Origin of the sequence: Amycolatopsis palatopharyngis (assembly GCF_003385185.1) — a bacterium.
Taxonomy (GTDB): domain Bacteria; phylum Actinomycetota; class Actinomycetes; order Mycobacteriales; family Pseudonocardiaceae; genus Amycolatopsis; species Amycolatopsis palatopharyngis.
Genome location: NZ_PQHZ01000037.1, coordinates 43851 through 65314, shown reverse-complemented (window position 1 = coordinate 65314; position 21464 = coordinate 43851). Strand labels below are relative to the sequence as shown.

21 protein-coding genes are annotated in these 21464 nt (G+C 67.5%); 14 read left to right on the top strand and 7 right to left on the bottom strand.

The features are described from left to right. The 7 genes from qcrB to ctaD form a co-directional block, all read left to right on the top strand. Window positions 1-1208: cytochrome bc1 complex cytochrome b subunit (gene qcrB, locus D0C15_RS24380; protein WP_162830239.1), on the top strand; the 1208-nt coding region annotated here is incomplete at its 5' end. A gap of 78 nt (window positions 1209-1286) precedes the next feature. Beyond that, window positions 1287-2021 (top strand): ZIP family metal transporter, encoded by a 735-nt coding sequence (locus tag D0C15_RS24375; RefSeq protein WP_116049753.1) that lies wholly within the window; start codon window positions 1287-1289, stop codon window positions 2019-2021. A gap of 187 nt (window positions 2022-2208) precedes the next feature. Beyond that, a complete protein-coding gene (locus tag D0C15_RS24370; protein WP_116049751.1) occupies window positions 2209-3162 on the top strand; it encodes a M56 family metallopeptidase in 954 nt (317 codons plus the stop codon). A gap of 51 nt (window positions 3163-3213) precedes the next feature. Further along, the gene (locus D0C15_RS24365) at window positions 3214-3576 is read left to right on the top strand and encodes a BlaI/MecI/CopY family transcriptional regulator (RefSeq protein ID WP_116049748.1); all 363 of its coding nucleotides are present in this window, start codon (window positions 3214-3216) and stop codon (window positions 3574-3576) included. 75 nt (window positions 3577-3651) lie between these two features. Continuing rightward, window positions 3652-4032 carry a BlaI/MecI/CopY family transcriptional regulator gene (locus D0C15_RS24360; RefSeq protein ID WP_116049746.1) on the top strand — a complete coding sequence of 127 codons (381 nt, stop codon included), beginning with the start codon at window positions 3652-3654 and terminating at the stop codon, window positions 4030-4032. After that, entirely contained in the window at window positions 4032-4970 is a 939-nt protein-coding gene (locus D0C15_RS24355) for a M56 family metallopeptidase (RefSeq protein WP_116049743.1), read from the top strand. Before D0C15_RS24360 ends, D0C15_RS24355 begins: the two co-directional genes overlap by 1 nt. A 102-nt stretch (window positions 4971-5072) precedes the next feature. Further along, on the top strand, window positions 5073-6851 hold the full coding sequence (ctaD, locus tag D0C15_RS24350; protein WP_116049741.1) for an aa3-type cytochrome oxidase subunit I: 1779 nt from the start codon (window positions 5073-5075) through the stop codon (window positions 6849-6851). A gap of 14 nt (window positions 6852-6865) precedes the next feature. Here the strand turns inward: ctaD and D0C15_RS24345 are convergent, their stop codons facing one another. After that, the gene (locus D0C15_RS24345) at window positions 6866-7441 is read right to left on the bottom strand and encodes a methyltransferase family protein (RefSeq protein WP_162830238.1); all 576 of its coding nucleotides are present in this window, start codon (window positions 7439-7441) and stop codon (window positions 6866-6868) included. A 156-nt stretch (window positions 7442-7597) separates the two neighbouring features. Further along, the gene (locus D0C15_RS24340; protein ID WP_116049735.1) at window positions 7598-7834 is read right to left on the bottom strand and encodes a hypothetical protein; all 237 of its coding nucleotides are present in this window, start codon (window positions 7832-7834) and stop codon (window positions 7598-7600) included. A 129-nt stretch (window positions 7835-7963) separates the two neighbouring features. Here D0C15_RS24340 and D0C15_RS24335 point away from each other — a divergent pair, with 129 nt between their 5' ends. After that, window positions 7964-8893, top strand: coding sequence for a cation diffusion facilitator family transporter (locus D0C15_RS24335; RefSeq protein WP_116049733.1), 930 nt, complete (start codon window positions 7964-7966; stop codon window positions 8891-8893). Window positions 8894-8917: 24 nt separating this feature from the next. Here D0C15_RS24335 and D0C15_RS24330 read toward each other — a convergent pair whose 3' ends face one another. The 5 genes from D0C15_RS24330 to D0C15_RS24310 form a co-directional block, all read right to left on the bottom strand. Next, on the bottom strand, window positions 8918-10882 hold the full coding sequence (locus tag D0C15_RS24330) for a bifunctional copper resistance protein CopD/cytochrome c oxidase assembly protein (protein ID WP_245976180.1): 1965 nt from the start codon (window positions 10880-10882) through the stop codon (window positions 8918-8920). A gap of 10 nt (window positions 10883-10892) precedes the next feature. Continuing rightward, on the bottom strand, window positions 10893-11507 hold the full coding sequence (locus D0C15_RS24325; RefSeq protein WP_116049730.1) for a DUF5134 domain-containing protein: 615 nt from the start codon (window positions 11505-11507) through the stop codon (window positions 10893-10895). 31 nt (window positions 11508-11538) lie between these two features. Next, a complete protein-coding gene (locus D0C15_RS24320; RefSeq protein ID WP_116049728.1) occupies window positions 11539-12546 on the bottom strand; it encodes a cytochrome c oxidase assembly protein in 1008 nt (335 codons plus the stop codon). Next, complete coding sequence (locus D0C15_RS24315) at window positions 12543-14852, bottom strand: heavy metal translocating P-type ATPase (RefSeq protein WP_245976178.1); 2310 nt, start codon at window positions 14850-14852, stop codon at window positions 12543-12545. Before D0C15_RS24315 ends, D0C15_RS24320 begins: the two co-directional genes overlap by 4 nt. 203 nt (window positions 14853-15055) lie before the next feature. After that, window positions 15056-15508, bottom strand: a complete 453-nt coding sequence (locus D0C15_RS24310; RefSeq protein WP_162830237.1) for a DUF305 domain-containing protein — start codon at window positions 15506-15508, stop codon at window positions 15056-15058. Window positions 15509-15987: 479 nt separating this feature from the next. Here D0C15_RS24310 and D0C15_RS24300 point away from each other — a divergent pair, with 479 nt between their 5' ends. The 6 genes from D0C15_RS24300 (at window position 15988) to D0C15_RS24275 (ending at window position 21334) form a co-directional block, all read left to right on the top strand. Further along, the gene (locus D0C15_RS24300; RefSeq protein ID WP_162830236.1) at window positions 15988-16398 is read left to right on the top strand and encodes a hypothetical protein; all 411 of its coding nucleotides are present in this window, start codon (window positions 15988-15990) and stop codon (window positions 16396-16398) included. A gap of 106 nt (window positions 16399-16504) precedes the next feature. Beyond that, entirely contained in the window at window positions 16505-17629 is a 1125-nt protein-coding gene (locus D0C15_RS24295) for a PLP-dependent cysteine synthase family protein (RefSeq protein WP_116049718.1), read from the top strand. Continuing rightward, complete coding sequence (locus D0C15_RS24290) at window positions 17626-18879, top strand: MFS transporter (protein ID WP_116049716.1); 1254 nt, start codon at window positions 17626-17628, stop codon at window positions 18877-18879. The genes D0C15_RS24295 and D0C15_RS24290 overlap by 4 nt, the downstream gene beginning before the upstream one ends. Before the next feature lie 125 nt (window positions 18880-19004). Next, window positions 19005-19400 carry a hypothetical protein gene (locus D0C15_RS24285; RefSeq protein WP_211323310.1) on the top strand — a complete coding sequence of 132 codons (396 nt, stop codon included), beginning with the start codon at window positions 19005-19007 and terminating at the stop codon, window positions 19398-19400. A gap of 78 nt (window positions 19401-19478) precedes the next feature. After that, the gene (locus tag D0C15_RS24280; RefSeq protein WP_116049713.1) at window positions 19479-20090 is read left to right on the top strand and encodes a DUF305 domain-containing protein; all 612 of its coding nucleotides are present in this window, start codon (window positions 19479-19481) and stop codon (window positions 20088-20090) included. Between the two features lie 245 nt (window positions 20091-20335). After that, entirely contained in the window at window positions 20336-21334 is a 999-nt protein-coding gene (locus D0C15_RS24275) for a C40 family peptidase (RefSeq protein WP_245976176.1), read from the top strand. Window positions 21335-21464: the final 130 nt, after the last annotated feature.

The following is a 21464-nucleotide window of genomic DNA, read 5'->3' as shown; positions in this document are numbered from 1 at the left end:
GGATCTTCTTCACCGGAGCGTTCCGCCGCCCGCGTGAGGCGAACTGGGTCATCGGGGCCCTGCTGCTGATCCTGGGCATGTTCGAGGGCTTCTTCGGCTACTCGCTGCCGGACGACCTGCTCTCCGGCACCGGCATCCGAGTCACCCTCTCCGGGATCGTGCTCTCCATCCCCGTCATCGGCACCTGGGTGCACTGGGCGCTGTTCGGCGGTGAATTCCCCGGCACGGAGATCATCCCCCGGCTCTACACGCTGCACATCCTGCTGATCCCGGGCATCATGATCGCGCTGCTCGCGGTCCATCTAGGACTGGTGTGGTACCAGAAGCACACCCAGTTCCCGGGAGTGCGCCGCAAGGAGACCAACGTCGTCGGCGTGCGGATCATGCCGGTCTTCGCGCTCAAGGGCGGCGCGTTCTTCGCACTGGTCACCGGGTTCACCGCACTCATGTCGGGCATCTTCCAGATCAACCCGATCTGGAACCTCGGGCCGTACAACCCTTCGCAGGTGTCCGCCGGGTCGTGGCCAGACTGGTACCTGGCTTGGGCCGACGGCATCCTCCGCATCTGGCCCGCCTGGGAGCTCTACCTCGGCAACTACACCGTCCCGCCGGTCTTCTTCGCCGGTGTCGGCGGCATGACCCTGCTCTTCACACTCCTGATCGCCTACCCCTGGATCGAACGCAAGCTGTCCAAGGACACGGCGCATCACAACCTGCTGCAACGACCGCGGGACACACCGGTTCGCACCAGCATCGGCATGATGGCGATCGCCTTCTTCGTGGTGATCGAACTGTCCGGCTTCAACGACGCCATCGCGCTGCTGTTCAACATCTCGCTGAACGCGATGACCTGGGCAGGGCGGATCGGGGCCCTGTTGCTTCCGCCACTGGCGTACTTCATCACCTACCGGATCTGCGTCGGCCTCCAGCGGGCCGACCACGAGGTCCTGGAACACGGGGTGGAGACCGGCATCATCAAGCGCCTGCCGCACGGTGAGTTCATCGAGATCCACCAGCCGCTCGGCCCGGTGGACGACCATGGTCACCCGCTGCCGCTGGACTACCAGGGCGCACCCGTGCCGAAGAAGATGAACAAGCTCGGCTCGGCCGGCACACCGATCCCCGGGGGCCTGTGGTCACCCGATCCACCGGAGGAAACCAGGGCACTGGAGGCCGCGCGGGACCAGGTGCCCGAGAAGCGGCGTTAGCACACGGATCGAAGCTCAGTAGGCATCGCCTTCGCAGTGACACGCGTATGTAGTGGATCAGGAGGGTAGGCCGTTTCCATGAGCTTCTGGATGGTGCTTCTGCTGGCGGCAATCCCGGCGGCAGCCAACTTCGCCGGCGGCCTGGTTGCCGAGGTGCGCCCAGTGTCGTCGCGCACGTTGAGCTTTGCCCTGCACGCCGCAGCGGGCATCGTCATCGCCGTCGTCGGGCTGGAGGTCATGCCCCGGGCGCTGTCGACCACACCAGCCTGGGTTCCCATGCTGGCCTTCATCGCAGGTGCCGGCCTCTTCCTCGGACTGGACGCCCTCAGCGGGTATATCAAGACCCGCGTCGGCGGTGACAACTCCGGCAGCGGATCCCCCTGGGCCATCTACGGTGGCGTCTCCCTGGACCTGCTCAGCGACGGCATCCTGATCGGCACCGGCTCCGTGGTCAACCCGTCCCTCGGGGTTCTGTTGGCCGTCGGCCAGGCACCGGCCGACGCACCGGAAGGATTTGCCGCAGCGGCAGCACTGCGCCGTGCCGGGCTACCCCGCTCCAAGCGGCTACTCGCAGGCGCCGGATTTGCCATCCCGATCCTGACTGGAGCCGCCGTCGGCTACCTCGCGCTGCGCGGTGCGCCAGACATCGTGACGTTGTCGGTGCTCGCGTTCACCGGCGGTGCGCTACTCAGCGTGGTGATCGAGGAAATGGTCCCCCAGGCACACGATTCCAACGAGTCCCGCTGGGACAGCTTGTTCCTGGTCTCCGGGTTCGCGCTCTTCGCGGCCGTATCCCACTACGTCCCCACCTAATCAGAGCAGGGTCTTCCAGTAGTACCAGAATTCCCCAGCACCGGCATTGCTGTCCGGCCGACGCAGAACCCGCCGAGGACGACAACGGCGGCGAGTAAACGATCTGCGTGAGGATCACGTTGCCCGACAAGGCGCACCCCGAGTGCCGTAGCGTGGCCGACCCGGACGCGGACGAAGGACGCCGATCATGAGCCTCGCGGTGGCATTGCTGGCAGGAGCGCTGTTCAGCGGCGTGCTCCTGCCGTTGCTGCTGCGGCGCCTGGATCTCCGTCGCCGCGACCCGGCACCGGTGATTCTCGCGTGGATACTGTCGGCTCTGGGGGTCCTGCTCACCGCGAGTATGGGCCTGGCGCTGTTGCTGCTTCCAGACCATGGCCTGGGCAACCCAGCAGCCGCGGCGGTCGTTGACTGCTGGACGACGATCCAGCACGGTTCGATACCGCGAGCCGAGCAGTGGACGACGATCGCCGGAGCGGTGGCGGGCGTCCTGATCACCCTGCGCCTGGTCGCCGTTGTCGGCCGACAGCTCCGTGCACGGGCACGGACGAGCCGCCGATACCGGGATCTGTTGCGCCTCGCCGGGCGAGCTGACGCCGACCCCGGCGTACTCCGGCTTGCCCATGACCGCCCGATGGCATTCAGCCTCAGCGGTACACCCGGGCTCGTGGTGCTGACCGATGGCTTGACACAGCAACTCACCCCGCTGGAGGTCCAGGCCGTGCTCGAGCACGAGCGAGCTCACCTCCGGGGCCGACATCACCTGTTGCTGGCACTCGCCGACGGCGTGCGCGCTGCGTTTCCGATCGTCCCTTTGTTCTCCCGCGCACCAGCAGCGCTGCGCGACCTGCTGGAACTGGCCGCGGACACCGCCGCCGTGCGCCACTGCGGGGCCACTGCGGTCAGATCAGCACTGCTGAGCGTGTCCGGAGCAGCGATGCCGTCGACGGCGCTGGGCATGGCCGGACAGGCAATTCAGGTTCGACTCGAGCGTCTCCGCGACGTCGGCGGGAGACCACGACGTCTGCGGCGGGCCGTGTTGTGCGGCGTCGCCGGGACATCGGTCCTTCTTCTCCCGCTGGTCGCGGCCGGCGGGATGTTCGGGCTACTCGTGGCAGTCGTGTGCCCGCTTCCGGTGTGGTAACCGTCGCCCCAGCGCTGTTCGCGTAGAATCCGGTCCTCGTGAGGAGGCACGGTGCGGGCTCTTGGTGAACTGCAGGCTGCGGTGATGGACATCCTCTGGGCCCACCCTGCCCCGCTCAAGGTGCGCGAGGTTCTGGAACAACTCGACACCGGCAGGGCACTGGCCTACACCACGGTGATGACCGTGCTGGACGTTCTGCACTCGAAAGGGTGGGTCGAGCGCGAACTGCAGGGTAAGGCGTACCTCTACCGCCCGGTCTCCAGCCGAGAGGAGACCACCGCCCGTGCCCTGCGCGACATGCTGCACTCCTCCGGGGATCCTGAAGCGGTGCTGATGCATTTCGTCGACTCGGTGTCGGAAGAGGAGACGCACCTGCTTCGCCGCGCCCTGCGCAAGAAGGGAAAGTCCCGCTAACACAGGCGACGGGCGTTGCGCTTCTACCAGACGTAGAATGGATTGTCGGCCAGGCAGCGACGACAGGATGACGGGATGCGACTCGGCGAGCTGGAACGCGCGGTGATGGAGGTGCTGTGGCGGCATCCCGCGGGGATCCGTGCCAGAGACGTCGCCGAGGCCTTACCCACGCATCCGGCCACCACCACGGTGCTCACCGTGCTGGACAGGCTCACCCACAAGGGTCTGGTCAGTAGGACCAAGCAGGGACGCGCCCACCTCTACACGGCGGCGGCGAGCAAAGCGGCCTTCCTCGCCACAGCGATGCGAACCGCTATGGACGAGGCCGACGACCGCGGCGCTGTACTGGGCCATTTCGTCGGCACGGTCACCGAGGACGAAGTCCTGGCCCTGCGGCAGGCGCTGGACCAGATCGATCGCGCCGGCACCGGCGAGGACGACGTGGGCGAGCACTGATGGTCGCCTGGGTCGCGCTGGGGCTCGCGGTACTGGCCGCGGTGCTCGCCGGCCCGGTGCCCGCTCGGCTCGCCCGCGCCACCTGGCCGCACCGAGCGCCGCGCGCAGCAGTACTGCTGTGGCAGGTCATCGGGCTCACCGCCACGCTCTCGGCGGTGGGGGCAGGCCTCGGCGCGGCAGTGGCTCCTCTCGCGACCACCGTGACCCACGGCGTTCACCGGCTGTTGGCGCAGCTGGTGACCGGACAGGTTCCACCAGGGATCGGCTGGCCGCAGTACCTTGCGCTGTTGTGGGCGGTCGGCGTGACCGGATTCCTGGCCTGGCGATGCGGCCGTGCCATCGCCGAAACGCTGCGCAAGCGCCGCCAGCATCGCAACATCGTGGACGTGGTGACCGAACCCGCTGACGATCTCGGGCCGGACATCGGCCTGATTCGCCACGATGCTCCCGCAGCGTACTGCGTTCCGGGCCGACCCTCGCGGATCGTGGTCAGCACCGGCGCGATTCAGCTGCTCGACGACGCCGAACTGCGCGCGGTGCTGGCGCACGAGCGGGCGCACGCCCGCGCCAGGCACGATCTGGCGGTCCTTCCGTTCACGGCGCTGGCCCATGCGGTGCCACGACTCGCCGCGGCGCGGCACGCCCGCGACGCCACACGCCTGCTTGTCGAAATGCTGGCAGACGACACCGCTCGACGCGTGCACGGCGACCGGGTCCTCGCCCGTGCACTCCTCCGCTTCGCCACACACCAGCATCCGGTTCCCGGCGGCGCGCTCGGCGCCGGCGGGGACACGGTCCTCGTGCGGATCCAGCGACTCGTTGCGTCCACGCCGTCCATTCCGGTGTGGCAGCAGGGACTTGTGTACCTGGCGGCGGGCTGCCTCCTGCTCACACCAATTGCGGTGGCCTTCTCCCCCGTGCTCTCCGCGTTGATCTGACGGTCCACAAGGCACCTCCACCTCATCTTCTACGGCGTGTAGAATTTCGTTCGACCCGACGTACGTCGCCTGTGTGCGAGTCAGCACGAACGGAGTTCCACCGTGGCCGTGAAGCCCGCGCCGATTGCCGTCCGCTCCGTCCCCGTGCAGCAGTCCCCCAGGGGCTCGCTCCTGCGGTACTTCCGCACCACCGATCACAAGCAGATCGGGGTCATGTACCTGGTGACGTCGTTCGCCTTCTTCATGGTGGGCGGCGCGATGGCGATGCTGATCCGCACCGAGCTGGCCCGGCCGGGACTGCAGTTCCTGTCCGCGGAGCAGTACAACCAGATGTTCACCATGCACGGCACGATCATGCTGCTGTTGTACGCGACGCCGATCCTGTTCGGCTTCGCGAACTTCATCCTCCCGCTGCAGATCGGGTCGCCGGACGTCGCGTTCCCGAGGCTGAACGCGTTCTCCTACTGGCTGTACCTCTTCGGTGGCCTGACCGTCGTCGCAGGCTTTCTCACCCCCGGTGGCGCCGCCGACTTCGGCTGGTTCGCCTACACCCCACTGTCCAGCGCCATCAGCTCACCCGGCGTCGGCGCCGATCTCTGGATCACCGGCCTGCTCGTGTCCGGCCTCGGCACCATCCTCGGTGCAGTCAACATGGTGACCACAATCGCCTGCCTGCGGGCGCCGGGCATGACGATGTGGCGGATGTCGATCTTCACCTGGAACATCCTGGTCACGAGCTTGCTGATCCTGATCGCCTTCCCCATCCTCACCGCCGCCCTGCTCGGTCTGCTCGCCGACCGTCAACTCGGGGCGCACGTGTTCGACCCGGCCAACGGTGGGGTGATCCTGTGGCAGCACCTGTTCTGGTTCTTCGGCCACCCCGAGGTCTACATCGTGGCGCTGCCGTTCTTCGGCATCGTGTCCGAGATCCTCCCGGTGTTCAGCCGCAAGCCGATCTTCGGCTACAAGGGTCTGGTCTGGGCGACGCTGGGCATCGCGGCGCTGTCGGTCGCGGTCTGGGCGCACCACATGTTCGCCACCGGCGCCGTGCTGCTGCCGTTCTTCTCCTTCATGACCTTCCTGATCGCGGTGCCCACCGGGGTGAAGTTCTTCAACTGGATCGGCACGATGTGGAAGGGGCAACTGACCTTCGAGTCGCCGATGATCTTCTCCGTTGGCTTCATGGTGACGTTTCTCTTCGGTGGACTGTCGGGCATTCTGCTTGCCGCGCCCGCCATCGACTTCCACCTGTCGGACAGCTACTTCGTGGTGGCGCACTTCCACTACGTGCTCTACGGCACGATCGTGTTCGCGACCTTCGCCGGGATCTACTTCTGGTTCCCGAAGATCACCGGACGGATGATGGACGAGCCGCTGGGCAAGCTGCACTTCTGGCTGACGTTCATCGGCTTCCATATGACGTTTCTGGTGCAGCACTGGCTCGGCGCCGAGGGCATGCCCCGCCGCTACGCCGACTACCTGCCCAGTGACGGCTTCACCACGCTGAACACGATCTCCACGCTCGGCGCCTACATCCTCGGCGCCTCGACGCTGCCGTTCATCTGGAACGTCTTCAAGAGCTACCGCTACGGCGAGGTCGTCACGGTCGACGACCCATGGGGCAATGGCAACTCACTGGAATGGGCGACATCCTGCCCGCCCCCGCGGCACAACTTCACCGAACTGCCCCGGATCCGCTCCGAGCGGCCCGCCTTCGAGCTGCACTATCCGCACATGGTGGAGACCATGCATCGGGACGGCCACATCACCTTCACCGGCAAACCCCTACCGCACGCACAGGCCGCACGGACGCCCTCACAGCAGGCCACCGACGCGCTCATCCCGGGCGATCACGACCGGGACAACTCGGGCGAGCGATGACAACGGTTCAGGGCTCATTTTGTCGCTGGAACGCCCAGCCAGCGGTGTGTGGCATCGGCATACTGCCGGTACGGTCGGCCGAACTGGTGCACAAGGTGACGTTCCTCGACCCGGACCCACGAACGAAACACCAGTCCGGCGCCGGCGGTGTACAGCAACACCGACCCATTACGACCGGCGAGACCGGCACCCGCCAATATCAGCGAGAGCCCCAGATACTGGGGATTGCGACTGTAGCGATAGACGCCCCGAACCACGAGTTCTCCCGGCTCGGTCCCGCTGATCTGCCCGGCACTGCCGAACCGACGCAGCCCGCCGGCACACAAGCCGAGGCCCACCCCCGCCAGGCCTACCCCTGCCCACAGCGCCGGGAGCCGGGGCACCGGGAGGGCAAGCCGGCGCTGTCGAGCGGCTGCCACGAGGGCTGCGGCGTGGACGCCGTACGCGGCGTAAACAGCCACTGCCGTCCCCCGCCGGAACCGTCCCTCACCCAGCATCTCCCGGCGCATCCGCCGCAGAAGTACGCCAGTGCCGCCGAAGACCGCGGCCAGCGCCACCGTCCACGCCGGTCCTGCTCGTTGCCGAAACATGACACCTACTCCCATGCATCCATGCGCATGTGACGATACTTGGCTGAGGTGTTTCGGGCAATGACAGCGGTGGCGCCTGCTTCCGCTGGCAGCCGTACTGGCTGTGCTTGCGGGCTCCTGCAGCGCCACGGGCGAGCCGGTCGCCGACGGCTCGTCTCAGTGCGCGCTGTCGCGCTGCCGCTGGATCATCGTCACCAGGCCCGCTACCCACAACAGGACAACGGGCACGAGCAGCCATGGCAGGTCCCCGACGGCCATCCACACGCCGATCCCCGCACCGAGGGCGAGTATCGAGATGACGATGCGGCTGTCCCGATTGAGCAGCGCTCCGAGCAGTGTGATCCACACCGCCATCACTGGCAGGTACAGCACGCCCTGCGGAATCGCCGACACCCGTGCCCCTCCGTAAACCCGACCGTGGTGGCGCTGACCACCATCAACAGCAACTACTAGAGTAGATAGTATGACTGGGCGTTGGTCCGTGGGTCACCGGCCCGGCAAGAGCGTGCAGAAGGAGACACTGTGGGGCACGAGCACGGGCATGGTCACGGGCTGACGCCGGATCAGGCGTTGTCCGCAGGAGGCCGCTACCTGCGTCGTCTCTGGATCGCCGTAGGACTGGGCGGAGTCACTTTCGCGCTGCAACTGGCGGTTGGCCTGCTGACCGGCTCACTGGCACTGCTCGCCGACTCCGCGCACGTGTTCACCGACGTCTTCGGCGTGGCACTTGCAGCGATCGCAATCACGATGGCGAAACGGGCACGGGGACGCTCAGAGCACACCTTCGGCCACTATCGCGCCGAGGTCCTCGCCGCTCTGGTCAACGCGGTTCTGCTGTTCGGTGTCGCGGGGTGGGTGCTCATCGAGGCAGCCGCCCGGTTCCGTGACCCGCCGGACGTGCCCGGGCTTCCGGTCATGGTGGTCGCTGCGGTGGGCCTACTTTTGAACCTTGCCTCCTTCGCGCTGCTGCGCCGTGGAGCCAAGGAGAGCCTGAATGTCCGCGGCGCCTATCTCGAGGTGCTGGCCGACATGCTGGGGTCGTTCGGGGTGCTGCTCAGCGGAGCGGTGATCATGGTCACCGGCTGGCCCTACGCCGACCCGATCATCGCTGCCGCCATCGGTCTGTTCGTGCTTCCCCGGGCATGGCGCCTCGGCCGCAGCGCGACCCACATCCTGTTCCAGCACGCACCGGAGCGCCTGGACCTGGCCGAGATAAACCTCGCACTGGCCACTCTGCCCCAGGTCACCGGTGTGCACGACCTCCACGTGTGGACGCTGACCTCGGGCATGGAAGTCGCCTCGGCACACCTGAGCACCACCGCAGAGGCGGACACCAGCGAGGTGCTGGCATTGGCGCAGCAGGTGTTGAGTGAGCACTTCGACATCGAACACGCAACGCTACAACTGGAGACCGACGGCTCCTCCGGGGCCTGCCACGACCTGAGCTGGTAACCCCACCAGCCACCGGTGCGGGTCCTAAGTGGAGCGGGTCTGCTTGAGCTTGTCCAGCATCGCGCGGTACGCGGCCGCGTCGTCGTCCTGCAGGGGTCCGGAATCGAAGCCCTCGAACCGATCGTGCCGGTACCACTGGATCAGCAGTATCACCTGCGCGGCTACCAGCGCCAACTCCCCTGCCACCAGGGAGACCACACCGCCCAGACGCTGATCGGCCAGCAGATCGGGTGCCCAGCTCACAGCCAGCGTGCGGAAGTAGTTCTCGGCGACGACACTCTCGATGCTCATCATGATCACGGCGAACACCGCGTGGAAGGGCATGACAGCGAACACCATGCCCAGACGACCCAGATGGGGAAACTCCCGCGGAGCCGGGTCGACGCCGATGACGATCCAGTAGAACTGATACCCCACCGCCACGGTGAACAGGTTCAGCGCCATCCGCGACCAGTGCTCGCTCATCGCCGCCTCGAACAGTGGCGTGAAGTACAGCAGATAGTAGGAGGCCACGAAGAGCAGTGCGGCAAATCCGGGGTTGGCCAGCATTCGTGCCAGGGGTGAGTTGGTGACCGCCTCCAGCCATTCCCGGGCCCCTGGCGGGGAACCAGCCGATGCCGTTGGCAGGGCCCGTAGCGCGAGGGTCACCGGCCCGCCCAGCACGAGTAGCAGCGGGGCCAGCATGTTCAGCATCATGTGCGAGGTCATGTGCGCGCTGAAGCTCACCGGGGTGTACGCCCCGAGCCCCGATGATGTCGCCACCACGACCAGGGCGCACCCGCCGAGCCACGCCGTGGTGCGTGCGAGCGGCCAACGCTCGCCCCGGCCCCGCAGCCGGCGCACACCGAGCAGGTACACCACCGCGGCCGCGAGGGCGGCGACACCCAGCAGCAGGTCGAGCCGCCAGACGGTCAGCAGGTTTTCGGGAGTGGGGGCCCCGGGCAGCGCGTAGCCGATCGCCACCTCGACCGCCTCCAGGGGCGGGCCGAACCACGACGGCGGCGGCACCTGAGCCATCCCCATCGTCACGGCGATGGTGAGCAGGATCAGCACGACCTCGACGGCGGCCAGCCGCAGCAGACTGCGCCGGACGGTGTCCGCGCGCAGCAGGCGTCGGCGCAGGAGCACACCCAGGGCCCCCAGGAACAACAGCCCGGCGAGTTTCGCCAACGCCATCCGGCCGTAGGCAGTCGTCAGCAGTTGCGCGGGCGACACGAGACTCAACGCCGTCAGCGCACCGGAGATGGCGAGCACCAGCCAGCACGCGAACGCGAACCGGCGGTAGCGGCGGACGGCGATGCCGGGATGGCCGGTCCCCCGCCGCAGGTGCACCACCAGCGCGACCAGCACACCGAGCCACAACGCGGCCGCCACCACGTGGTAGAGCAGGGCGTTGATCGCGTAGTCGTGATCCGGTCCCGCCGCCGCGTTGCCCACGGCTACCGGCGGCAGCAGCCCGGCGACGGCGACCGCGATCAGCGCCACCGTGGACCGCCACGACATCACCACCCGGCAGCATCCGGCGACCACGAGCGCGAGTACCGCCGACACGAGCCACGCCTTCGGCCCGTACACCGAGGAGAACAGTCCCACCAGCCCTGCCGGGCTGAGCATGTCGAGCACGCTGACCCCGATCGAGTCGGCCGCGTCGAACGGGATCAGCGCCAGCGCGCTGGCCGACCACACCCCGGCCGACCACCCACCGAGCCGCACCGCGGCCCAGCCCTCCGCGGACAGCCGCCCTCGCGGGGGTGATGCGGTGAAAAACGCCGCGTACACAAGCGAACCCACACAGATGGCACCGGCGAGATCGACAAGGAAACGCAGCACGTAGGTGCCGGCCTTGGTGACCGTGCCGGGATCGGAGTAGCCCAGTGCGGCGTAGCCGTCGCTCCCGCTGCCGAGGACCAGCGCGAGCACCAGCACCAGCGACGCCACCAGCCCACCGAGCAGCACGCCGACCACGAATGGACGCGGAGTCCGCATCATCCCCCGTCCCTCACATCACGACGAGCATGTAGACCATGCCCGCGGCCATCAGCGCAAGCGTCAGGCGCACGTCGAGTGCCGACGTCGCGTACAGCCCGAAGGTCTGCCCTGCACCATCCGGTGCAGCCGCACCCCCGGCGGCGCCGGCCTCGGCAACGGCAGGGACGGCACCGCGGACGAGGGCGACTCGGCTCCACAGTCCGGTTGTCCATGCGATGGCCTGAACGCCGAGGTAGAGCACCAGCAGGGATGTCAGCGGGGCCGGACGCGACGCCGCCGGGACGAACATGTACGTCATCGCCAGCAGGTCGACCACCACACTCACCCACAGTGGGTTCAGCGCTTGCTCCCGTCGCCTGAGCGAGACGACGATCGCCGCGAGCCCCACGCTCAACAGCGCGAACACCACGAGCCCGACCTCGTACATCCGTGGGGATTCGCTGTGCGGCTGGAGATACATCACGACCATGGCAGCGGCCATGACCGTGTGCGATACATGCCACCACTGTCGCTGCCCACTCATCGTCCACACGTGTCCGATGTGGACCACGGCGACGCCGGCGAGCAGCAGCGTCCACACCAGGCGCAGCCAGTCCGGCAGCAACGGGTTGGTCATCGACGGCATCCCGGCATGCCTCCTCCACTCCGTGAACGCACTACTCGTTCCGATCGTCACGTCGGCCACCCGGCCGGCGTGACGTGCCGAGGGAGTTGCCCGCGCGTTCGGAATCGCGCTGCGGACCGAGGGCATCAGCCCGGTCGTCGCCCTCGTCGAGCAGCCACCACGGCGTCATCGTCGGGCCCGATCCGTACGCCCGGTCGATCTGCCGGTCGGTACGGCGGGCCTCCCGCTCGTCCGACCGCTGCCACCGTTTGAGGAACGCCCCGATGAGCACAGCGGCGGACACGTCGCCGAACGCCCAGAGAATCCCGCCGCCGATGTACTGATCTCGCAGCGGGCTCGGCCCCCAGTCGCGGTCGAGCGCGAGGTAGTAGTCACCGGCCAGCAGGGTGTCCATCAACATGATCGGGATTCCGAGCAGGATGTGGATCGGCGCCAGGCCGACGACCAGCATGAACCGGAACAGAAACGGTGGCCGGTGCGGCACCGGGTCCACCCCGAGCAGTGACCAGTAGAACAGGAACCCGACCAGCACGAAATGCCAGTGCAGGAAGTCGTGCAGCGGCATGCTCCGCAGTGACGCGTCATAGACCGGGGTGTAGTAGTACACGAACTGGTTGGCCGCGAAGATCACGAAGGCCACGGCCGGATGGCCGATGATGCGCGCCGGGCGGCTGTGCACCACCGCGAGCAGCAGCGCGCGCCACCGGACCGGCAGGGTCCGCAGCGCCAGGCTCATCGGAGCGGCCATCACGAGCGGCACGGGCGCGATCATCTGCAGCAACATGTGCTGCACCGCGGGCACCATGAACAGCGTCCTGTCGTAGACACCCATCGAGGAGGACGTCCCGATGAAAATGAGGGCCAGTCCCACGAACCAGGACACCACCCGGGAGCGGCTCCACGTGTCACCGCGACGGCGCAGCTCCCGCACGCCCCACAGGTAGAGCCCTGCCGCCGCCACGAGCGGGAGCAACATCGCCGGGTCGAAGGTCCAACTCGTCAGCAGCCGCAGTGGCGTGATCGGTGGGGGCAGCGTCATCGTGCGGTCACCAGGTCCGGTGTGGACTTGCCTGCCGCTCGCCGTGAGTCCGGAGAGAACCGGCGCAGTCGCATACTGTTGGACACCACGAACAACGACGACAGCGCCATCGCCGCTCCGGCGATCAACGGGTTGAGCAGACCCACTGCCGCGAGTGGGATCGCGGCCACGTTGTAGCCGAACGCCCACAGCAGATTTCCGCGAATGGTGCGAAGCGTGGCGCGGGCGAGCGTGATCGAGTCGGGCACCACGGTCAGGTCGTCGCGCACGAGAATCAGGTCGGCGGCGTCGATGGCGATGTCGGTGCCCGCGCCGATCGCCATGCCCAGGTCGGCCGTCGCGAGCGCGGGGGCATCGTTCACGCCGTCGCCGACGACGGCGACGGCGTTGCCCTCGGATTGCAGCCTGCGCACTTCGCGCGCCTTGTCGTCCGGGAGGACGCCCGCGATCACCCGCTGTACGCCGATCTGCGCGGCCACCGCGCGCGCGGTGGCTTCGTTGTCGCCGGTGAGCAGCACGGTGCTCAGACCGAGCCGGTGCAGCTCGGCGATCGCGCCCTGGGCGGACGGTTTGACCAGATCGGTCAACGCCAGCAGGCCGATCACCCGACGGTCCCGGCCGACGACGACCGTCGTACGCCCACTGGCCTCCCACTCCCGGCGTCGTCGCTGCAGGTCGTCGGGCAACAGCAGGCCGCGCTCGGTGAACAACCGCGCGCGTCCGACGAGTACCTGGTGGCCGTCGACGACACCGCCGGCACCCAGCCCAGGCTCACTCTCGAACGACGACACACGGGGCAGCGGATCACCCAGCTCCGCCCGGGATGCCGCACGGATCGCCGAGGCCACGGGGTGCTCCGAGGACTCCTCCACCGCGCCGGCGAGGCGCAGCACCTCGTGCCGCTCGAAGTCGTCGACGCAGGCGACGTCGACCAGCGACATGCGGCCTTCGGTGACCGTGCCGGTCTTGTCCAGCACCACGGTGTCGACGTTTCGGGTCGACTCCAGTGCCTGGTAGCCCTTGATGAAGATGCCCAGGCGCGCTCCGCGGCCCGACGCCACCATCAGTGCGGTCGGGGTGGCCAGGCCCAGTGCGCACGGGCAGGCGATCACCAGAACGGCGAGCGCGGCACTGATCGACCGCTCGACCGAGCCGTCGACCAGGAGCCATGCCGTCAGGGTCAGCACCGCGAGCACGAGGACCGCGGGAACGAAGTAACCGGAGATGCGGTCGGCCAGGCGTTGCACGGAGGCCTCGCCGTTCTGGGCTTCCTCCACCAGCCGCACCATTTCCGCGAGCTGGGTGTCGCGGCCGACCTTCGTGGCCTCGATGACCAGCGAACCGTTCAGCACCACCGTGCCGCCGACGACCTCGGCGCCTTCGTCAGCCTCCGCCGGTACCGACTCGCCGGTCATCGCGCTGGTGTCGACCGCGGCGCGGCCTTCGACGACCCTGCCGTCAGCGGCGATGGTGCCTCCGGGGCGGACGAGGAACCGCTGGCCGACCCGGAGGAGTTCGGCCGGCACCGACTGCTGCGAGCCGTCCTCCAGCACGACGGTGACGTCTTTGGCCCGCAAGGCTGCCAGCTCGCGCAGTGCGCTGCCCGCCCGGCGTTGCGCCTTGGCTTCGAAGTAGCGCCCTGCCAGCACGAACGTGGTGAGCCCGACGGCCACCTCGAGGTAGATCGCCCCCTCCGAGCGCAGCAACAACCACCAGCCGGACTCCTCGGTGGCCTCGTTGAGCTGAAAGAACATCGCGTACACCGACCACGTCGTCGCGGCCAGGATGCCCAGGGACACCAGCGTGTCCATCGACGATGCCCCTCGGCGGGCGCCGGCGAACGCCGCCCGGTGAAACGGCCACGCTGCCCAGCCCACGACCGGCAACGCCAGGCCGATCAGCAGCCACTGCCAGCCCGGGAAACGCCACCCGGGAAGCACAGTGAAGGTCACCGACAGGTCCGCCACCGGCACGAACAGCAGGACCGAGACGATCAGCCGACGCCACAGTCGTTGGGCGCGGTCGTCTGCGTTCAGGTGTGCGGGAGGCGTCGTGTCCGGTCTGACGATGTCGGCGCCGTACCCGGCCTGCACCACGGTGTCGACCAGTACGTGAGCGTCGACGTCCTGTCCGGCCCGGACTCGCGCGCGTCCCGTGGCAAAGTTGACGCTCGCCTGCACCCCGTCGAGCTTGTTCAGTTTGCGTTCCACGCGTGACGAGCACGCCGCACAGGTCATTCCTGACACGGTCAGTTCGACCTGGCGCTCGGCCACGGCATTCTCGACAGGCGTCGATGTCGACGTCACCAGTACAACCCTTCGCGTCGACTGTGCAGGGCTGCCGTTTCACTCACGCAGCCCACGTGAAAACTACGGCACATAGTATTCCGGGCCAGTCGAGGAACTGTGGTGAGGTCCTGCGAAGGCGCTGTATCCGGTAGTCCGCCGTGGTGTTCGAGCAGCATTCCAGCCACTACGACATGGCCTTCGCTCCTGGACTACGGGCGAAGTCAGCCGCGACCTCGACCTCCTGGCTGGCCGACCCGAAATCGGGGAACGGCACCGGCCCGCGATCCGGGACCGGGGTCTGCGCGCAGCGCACGAGTGTGTGCGGTGATCATGGCCTGCAGGGTTTCGGTCTCGGCCTGGTAGCTCGTGGCGATCGTGCCGGCGAGAGCGCGAACGGGACCGGAGTCCACTCGCTCGAGCAAGTCGTCAACCAGGTTCAGGCCGCCTCGGTGGTGGCGCAGCAACAACCGGAGTAGCAACAGATCGAAGGGCGGACCGGACAGCGTGTGCAGGTGGGCGAGGTCATCCTCGCCAACAGTCGCCGACGCTCTGTCAGCCTCCCCGTCGCCGGGCAGCGATAGCGCGGGTTTCGCGTTCGTCGGCGAGTTCCACAGTTCCAGCCAACCGGCGATGCGCCCGAGGCGTTGCGCGTGCTCGCTCGCGACATCGAACACGTGCGGTGCAGTTGTCTGCTGCCGCTGTGGTCCTGCGCCAGTTCCGCGAGCCGCATCGCCCGCGCCTGATGGGCGGACAGCTCCTGAACCAAGCCGATCCAGGAGGGTACGTCAGGGACGCGACGCCCGTTGCGCACTCGCGCAAACGCCGCTCCGCTCACCGCCCCAATGAGGACCAGGGCGAAACCGAACACCGACAGCACAAGGAGCTGCCCCAGGTACGCACCCGTGAACACTCCTCGATCACCTCAATCACCACAGCGACAGCACAACAGCGCGAATACTATGACACATAGTACGAACTGTGGATGCATCAACGGCGGGGCCGGCAGCGTCGCCTGCAGTGTGGTGCGGCGGGCCGAGCCAGGCCCACGCCACACCTGGGTGGACACCGAGTGCACGTCGAGGTCACCGCGCCGACAGCCCCTGTTGCTACTCCGTTCGGCGCAGTGATCATTACTCCTGCTAGGTTAGTGACCGTGGGAGTTCGTCCAGTCGCTCAGCGTCGCCACATCCTGATGGCGGTGATCGCGGCCGCGGTGCTCGTCCCTTTCGTCGCACTGCACATCGGGCTGTGCGTGTCTGGAACCCACTCCGGTGGTGTCCATGCGACATCCCAGCCGGCCGCGTCAGGGCCTGTCGAACTTGTCGCCGGAAACGACTGCCATCACGAGCAGCCACACGAGATGCATGTGCCTTACGAGCCCGTCCACACTCTCCCCCGGACCGAAGGCCCACGCGACGCACTCGCCGTACTCGGCGCACTGACAGTCACCGCCACTGCGAGCAGCACGGCTCGGTCCAACCGGCGCTCGCCTGCGCGCAGCAGTGGTTCTCGCTGGCAGACCGGCCGCAGGCGGCTCATCGATCTCTGTATCGCGCGGTCCTGATACCCCCCGGTCGTACCGCCGCAGCTCCAGCACGCCGTACGGCCGACCGCCGCCCCTCGTACACCGCTGCGCGTCGCAGCCTGCCCGAATCGAGATCGAGACAGGTATGAGCCACACCCTTTTCACCGCACCACCGGTGCCATCGTCACCAGCCCAGCTCCTCACCACCGCCGCCCGTTGTCACTCACCTGGAACCGCCGTCGGCAACACCCCGGTGCTGTGGATCGGCGAGGCCTTCACGGGCTCCCGCCGAGGCTTCTGGGCCAAACTCGAAGGGGCCAACCCCGGCGGCATGAAGGACCGGCCCGCACTCCACATGGTCGCCAAGGCGAGGGAACGCGGCGACCTGGAGCCGGGCGCGATGATCGTCGAGTCCACCAGCGGCACTCTCGGTCTCGGCCTGGCCCTGGCCGGAATCGTCTACGGGCACCCCGTCACGCTCGTCACCGATCCCGGGATGGAACCGATCGTGCGACGCATGCTCGCCGCGCACGGTGCACGGGTGGAGCTCGTGTCCCGGCCCCACCCGCAGGGTGGCTGGCAGCAGGCCCGCCGCGAGCGGGTCCAGCAACTGCTCGACACCGGCCACGGCGCCTGGTGCCCGGACCAGTACCAGAACCCGGACAACGTGGACGCCTACGCCTCGCTCGCACAGGAACTGATCGCGCAACTCGGCCGCATTGACGTACTGGTGTGCTCCGTGGGCACCGGCGGTCACTCGGCCGGGGTGGCACGCGTACTCCGCGAGTTCTGCCCGCACCTGCGGCTCGTCGGAGTCGACACCGTGGGCTCCACGATCTTCGGCCAGCCCGCCGCCCCACGACTGATGCGCGGGCTCGGCTCCAGTATCTACCCCCGCAACGTCGACTACGCCGCCTTCGACGAGGTCCACTGGGTCGGGCCCCGCGACGCGGTCTGGGCCTGCAGAAAACTGGCGGCCACCCACCACGCCAGCGGCGGCTGGAGCGTGGGCGCGGTCGCACTCGTCGCCGGCTGGCTCGCCCGGAGCAACGACCCGGACACCAGGATCGCCGCCGTGTTCCCGGACGCCCCGCACCGCTACTTCGACACCGTCTACAACGACGAGTACTGCGCCGAGCACGGCCTGCTCGACACCGAGCCACCGCGCGAACCGGACACCATCAGCACCCCATGGGACCACGTGGTGCGTGGTTGGACCCGCTGTACCCACGTCGCCGATCCCACCGCCGCACGGGAGGCTCTGGCGTGAAGCAACTCATCACACAGTTCCGCACCTTCGACCACCCCAGCAGACTGTTGATGATCAACCAGTTCGGCATCAACGTCGGCTTCTACATGCTGATGCCGTACCTGGCCGGTTACCTCGCCGGACCGTTGGGCCTGGCTGCCTGGGCCGTCGGCCTGGTACTCGGGGTGCGCAACTTCTCCCAGCAGGGCATGTTCCTGCTGGGGGGAACACTTGCGGATCGGTTCGGCTACAAGCCATTGATCGTCGCCGGATGCGTGCTCCGGACCGCTGGCTTCGCGCTGCTGGCCGCCGTCGGCTCACTGCCGGCACTGGTGGTCGCGTCCGCGGCGACAGGCTTCGCCGGAGCCTTGTTCAACCCCGCCGTACGCGCCTACCTCGCCACGAACTCAGGAGAGCGGCGGGTCGAGGCGTTCGCGTTGTTCAACGCGTTCTACCAAGGCGGGATCCTGCTGGGCCCGCTCGCGGGACTGGCCCTGACCGCACTCGACTTCCGGCTCACCTGCCTGGTGGCTGCCGCTGTGTTCGCCGTACTGACGGTCGTTCAGGTGCGCGCACTCCCGCAGCAGAAAGCCCGCCGAGCGACCGAGCGGACCTCGGTCCTCGCGGAGTGGCGAGCGGTGGGCGCGAACCGGCCGTTCGTCCTCTTCGGACTGGCGATGATCGGTTCGTACGTGCTGTCGTTCCAGGTCTACCTCGCCTTGCCCCTGCAGGCGCGGCTGATCACCGGGTCCGAAACCGCCAGTACGGCACTGGTCACGTCACTGTTCGTCGTGTCCGGCGCCGTGGCCATCGCCGGACAACTGAAAGTCACCGCCTGGTTCACCCGGCGCTGGGGTCCGGTCCGCAGCATCGTGATCGGGATGGCCCTGCTGTCGGTCGCGTTCGTGCCGCTGCTGCTCGTGCCCTCGCGCGCGGCCTTCGGCTCCGTGCCGGCAGCAGCCGTCGTGCTCCTGTCGGCGGCGTTGCTCGCACTCGGCACCATCGCGGTCTTTCCCTTCGAAATGGACACCGTCGTGCGACTGTCCGGAAACCACCTCGTGGCCACCCACTACGGCTTCTACAACACTGTTGTCGGGGTGGGCATCATGCTGGGCAACCTGTTCACCGGAACCCTGTTCGACCTGGCCAGGCAAGCCGGTTGGCCGCAACTCGTCTGGGCCGGGTTAACCCTGATCGGCGGTGGCTGTGTCCTCGCGCTATACCTGCTCGACCGCAGCGGGCAGCTGACCGCCGAACCTGTCCCCGCATAGGTGCGCACCCACCTCCGCACGTTCACGCACACGAGCGCCGTCGACGCCACTGTGAACCTGGCGGGTTGGCCGGCTCTTCCCACCACTGCCGGAACGAACCGAGAACAAGCAGATATTGTGAAGGCGTGACACCCGAGGGCGCCGCCAGCACCTGGGCACGATGGGCCATGTTGTGTGCCCTCGTGCTGGGGGTCCTCGTCATGCACCACGCCATGGCGACCGACAGTGGCCACACCACGAGTGAGCACTCTGCCGCTACGGTCGTCAGTACCCACGGCTCGGTGGTCGCCCAGTCCGAAGACGGATCTCAGCCGCCTTCCGGTGCGCACGAACTCCTGCATCTGTGCCTGGCGATCTTGGTCGGCGCCTTCGCGCTTGTTCTCGCCGGACTGCGCCGCGAGGTCATCGTGGACAGGTTCCGCCCGGCACACGGCCGGGTCGGTGGATCCACACCTGCGCGTGATCCGCCTCTCGCCTGCGGGCGACAGATTCTTCTCACGGTGTGCGTTCTCCGGGTGTAACAGACATCCGCACTGTGCCTGACCAGGTGCTGGTGCGGACTCTGTCTACCCCAAACAACCACTTCCGTGAGGACACACATGCTACGAAAGACAGTGCTGCGATTCGCCCTGCCCGCGTCAGCCGCAGGCATCCTCTTCCTGGCCGGCTGTTCCGGCGAAGAGCCTGCCGTCAACGCCACGAACACGTCCGCGGCCGCAACCTCAGCCGCATCGGACCAGCAACAGGAGTTCAACCAGGCCGATACGGCCTTCGCCCAGCAGATGATTCCGCACCACCAGCAGGCCGTGGACATGGCCGAAATGGTGGCGTCCCGAACGGCCAACCCCGAGGTCGTCGAGCTGGCAGCACAGATTCAGCAGGCCCAGGCGCCGGAGATCGAGAAGATGACCTCCTGGCTCAAGGCTTGGGGTGCTCCCCTGCCGATGCCCGCCATGGACGGAATGGATCACGGCGAGATGCCTGGGATGATGTCGTCCGAGGTGATGGCCGAACTGGAGCAGGCAAAGGAAGGCGACTTCGATCGCCTGTGGCTGGAGATGATGATCGAGCATCACAACGGTGCGATTGAGATGTCCAACACCCAGCTCCAGCAGGGCGTCAACGCTGAGGCGAAAGAACTGGCGCAGGAGATCATCGATGCTCAGCAGGTGGAGATCACCACGATGACCGGCCTGCTCGCCGCCAACTGATCCGCGTTCACGCTGCTGTAGTGGGATCCATCGTCGCACTCCACTACAGCAGCGTGATGCCACTGAGTACGGATACAGCCGTACTATGACCGATAGTGGACAGGCAGCGCGGCGTTACCTTAGTGTGACCGCGCGGACCGGCGGGGCGGTCCCAGCTGCCAGTCCACGCACAGCCATGAGGAGATTCAGTACCCGTGAAACCCCATGCTCGCCGCATCACCACGCGCGCGTCGGCCGCCACCACGATGGCGTTCGCCGTGGTGTTGAGCTCGACAACTGCCGATGCCCAGCCCCCGACGAGCAGCTCCGATGCCATGGAGCGCTACGAGGAACTGGGAGCCCAGGCAGCGATGGCCGACGAGGACCTGCTCGAGGCCCAGGAAAACCTCAAAGACAAGCAGCGCGACAAGGAAGCTGCCGAAGCCGACCTCGCTGCCGCGACAGCTGCCTACGAACAAGCCCAGGGGGCCGAGGGTCAGTTCCGGGGGCACGTGGACAAGTTCGCCGCGGCAGCCCTGCAAGGCGCTCCCCTCAGCCGTATGTCGGCAGTGCTCACCAGCGACTCCAGCAGCGACCTGCTGGACCGGATGTCGGCACTGGACATACTCGCGGCCGACAAGGCGAATGCACTGGGTCAGCTCAGCGACGCCAAAAACGCAGCAAGTAAGGCCCAGGCCAGTGCCACCGAGGCGCGGAAGCGTGCCCAGCAAGCCACTACTGGCGCCCAACAGCTCGTCGACCAGGTCGAACAGCGCCAAACCAAGCTCGAAGACCAGATTGAGCAAGTGCGCGAAGCGCTGAACGACCTCGCCCCCGCGCAGCGCACCGAACTCGGCACCGTCCAGGACACCGGTTCCTACCTCGGCCCACCCGGAGCGGCCAACGACGCGCTCCAGGCAGCCCTGTCCCGACGAGGATCAGAGTACGAATGGGGCGCCACCGGACCCAGCGAGTTCGACTGCTCCGGACTGACCTCCTGGGCCTACCAGCAGGCCGGCATCTCCATTCCCCGCACCAGCCGGCAGCAGTACCAGGCCGGCAAGCAGGTCGGCCTCAATGAATTGCAGCCCGGAGATCTCCTGTTCTACGACGACGGAACCGGCAACCCCGGCGCCATCCACCACGTCGGAATGTTCGTCGGCAACGGCAAAATGGTTGACGCACCCACCGAGGGGCAACTCGTCGACGTCCGCTCCATGGAAGGCGACGGCCACTTGATCGGCGCACGACGCATGGTCGGCTGACAAAACAAACGAACCGAGAGTGCTCCTGAGCCGCTCACGCTCACCGTCTTCGGGGTGTCACGCAAGCAGAGACGCCCCGAAGACGGCCACGACGACAAGGACACACGCGATCACGGTGACTGCACGGCCC

Bases quoted from the DNA above. Each gene is read 5' to 3' on its own strand.
- D0C15_RS24375 (WP_116049753.1), top strand. From the start codon at position 1,287: ATGAGCTTCTGGATGGTGCTTCTGCTGGCGGCAATCCCGGCGGCAGCC.
- D0C15_RS24370 (WP_116049751.1), top strand. From the start codon at position 2,209: ATGAGCCTCGCGGTGGCATTGCTGGCAGGAGCGCTGTTCAGCGGCGTG.
- D0C15_RS24360 (WP_116049746.1), top strand. From the start codon at position 3,652: ATGCGACTCGGCGAGCTGGAACGCGCGGTGATGGAGGTGCTGTGGCGG.
- D0C15_RS24355 (WP_116049743.1), top strand. From the start codon at position 4,032: ATGGTCGCCTGGGTCGCGCTGGGGCTCGCGGTACTGGCCGCGGTGCTC.
- D0C15_RS24345 (WP_162830238.1), bottom strand. From the start codon at position 7,441: ATGTTTCGGCAACGAGCAGGACCGGCGTGGACGGTGGCGCTGGCCGCG.
- D0C15_RS24330 (WP_245976180.1), bottom strand. From the start codon at position 10,882: ATGATGCGGACTCCGCGTCCATTCGTGGTCGGCGTGCTGCTCGGTGGG.
- D0C15_RS24325 (WP_116049730.1), bottom strand. From the start codon at position 11,507: ATGCCGTCGATGACCAACCCGTTGCTGCCGGACTGGCTGCGCCTGGTG.
- D0C15_RS24320 (WP_116049728.1), bottom strand. From the start codon at position 12,546: ATGACGCTGCCCCCACCGATCACGCCACTGCGGCTGCTGACGAGTTGG.
- D0C15_RS24295 (WP_116049718.1), top strand. From the start codon at position 16,505: ATGAGCCACACCCTTTTCACCGCACCACCGGTGCCATCGTCACCAGCC.
- D0C15_RS24280 (WP_116049713.1), top strand. From the start codon at position 19,479: ATGCTACGAAAGACAGTGCTGCGATTCGCCCTGCCCGCGTCAGCCGCA.
- D0C15_RS24275 (WP_245976176.1), top strand. From the start codon at position 20,336: ATGGCGTTCGCCGTGGTGTTGAGCTCGACAACTGCCGATGCCCAGCCC.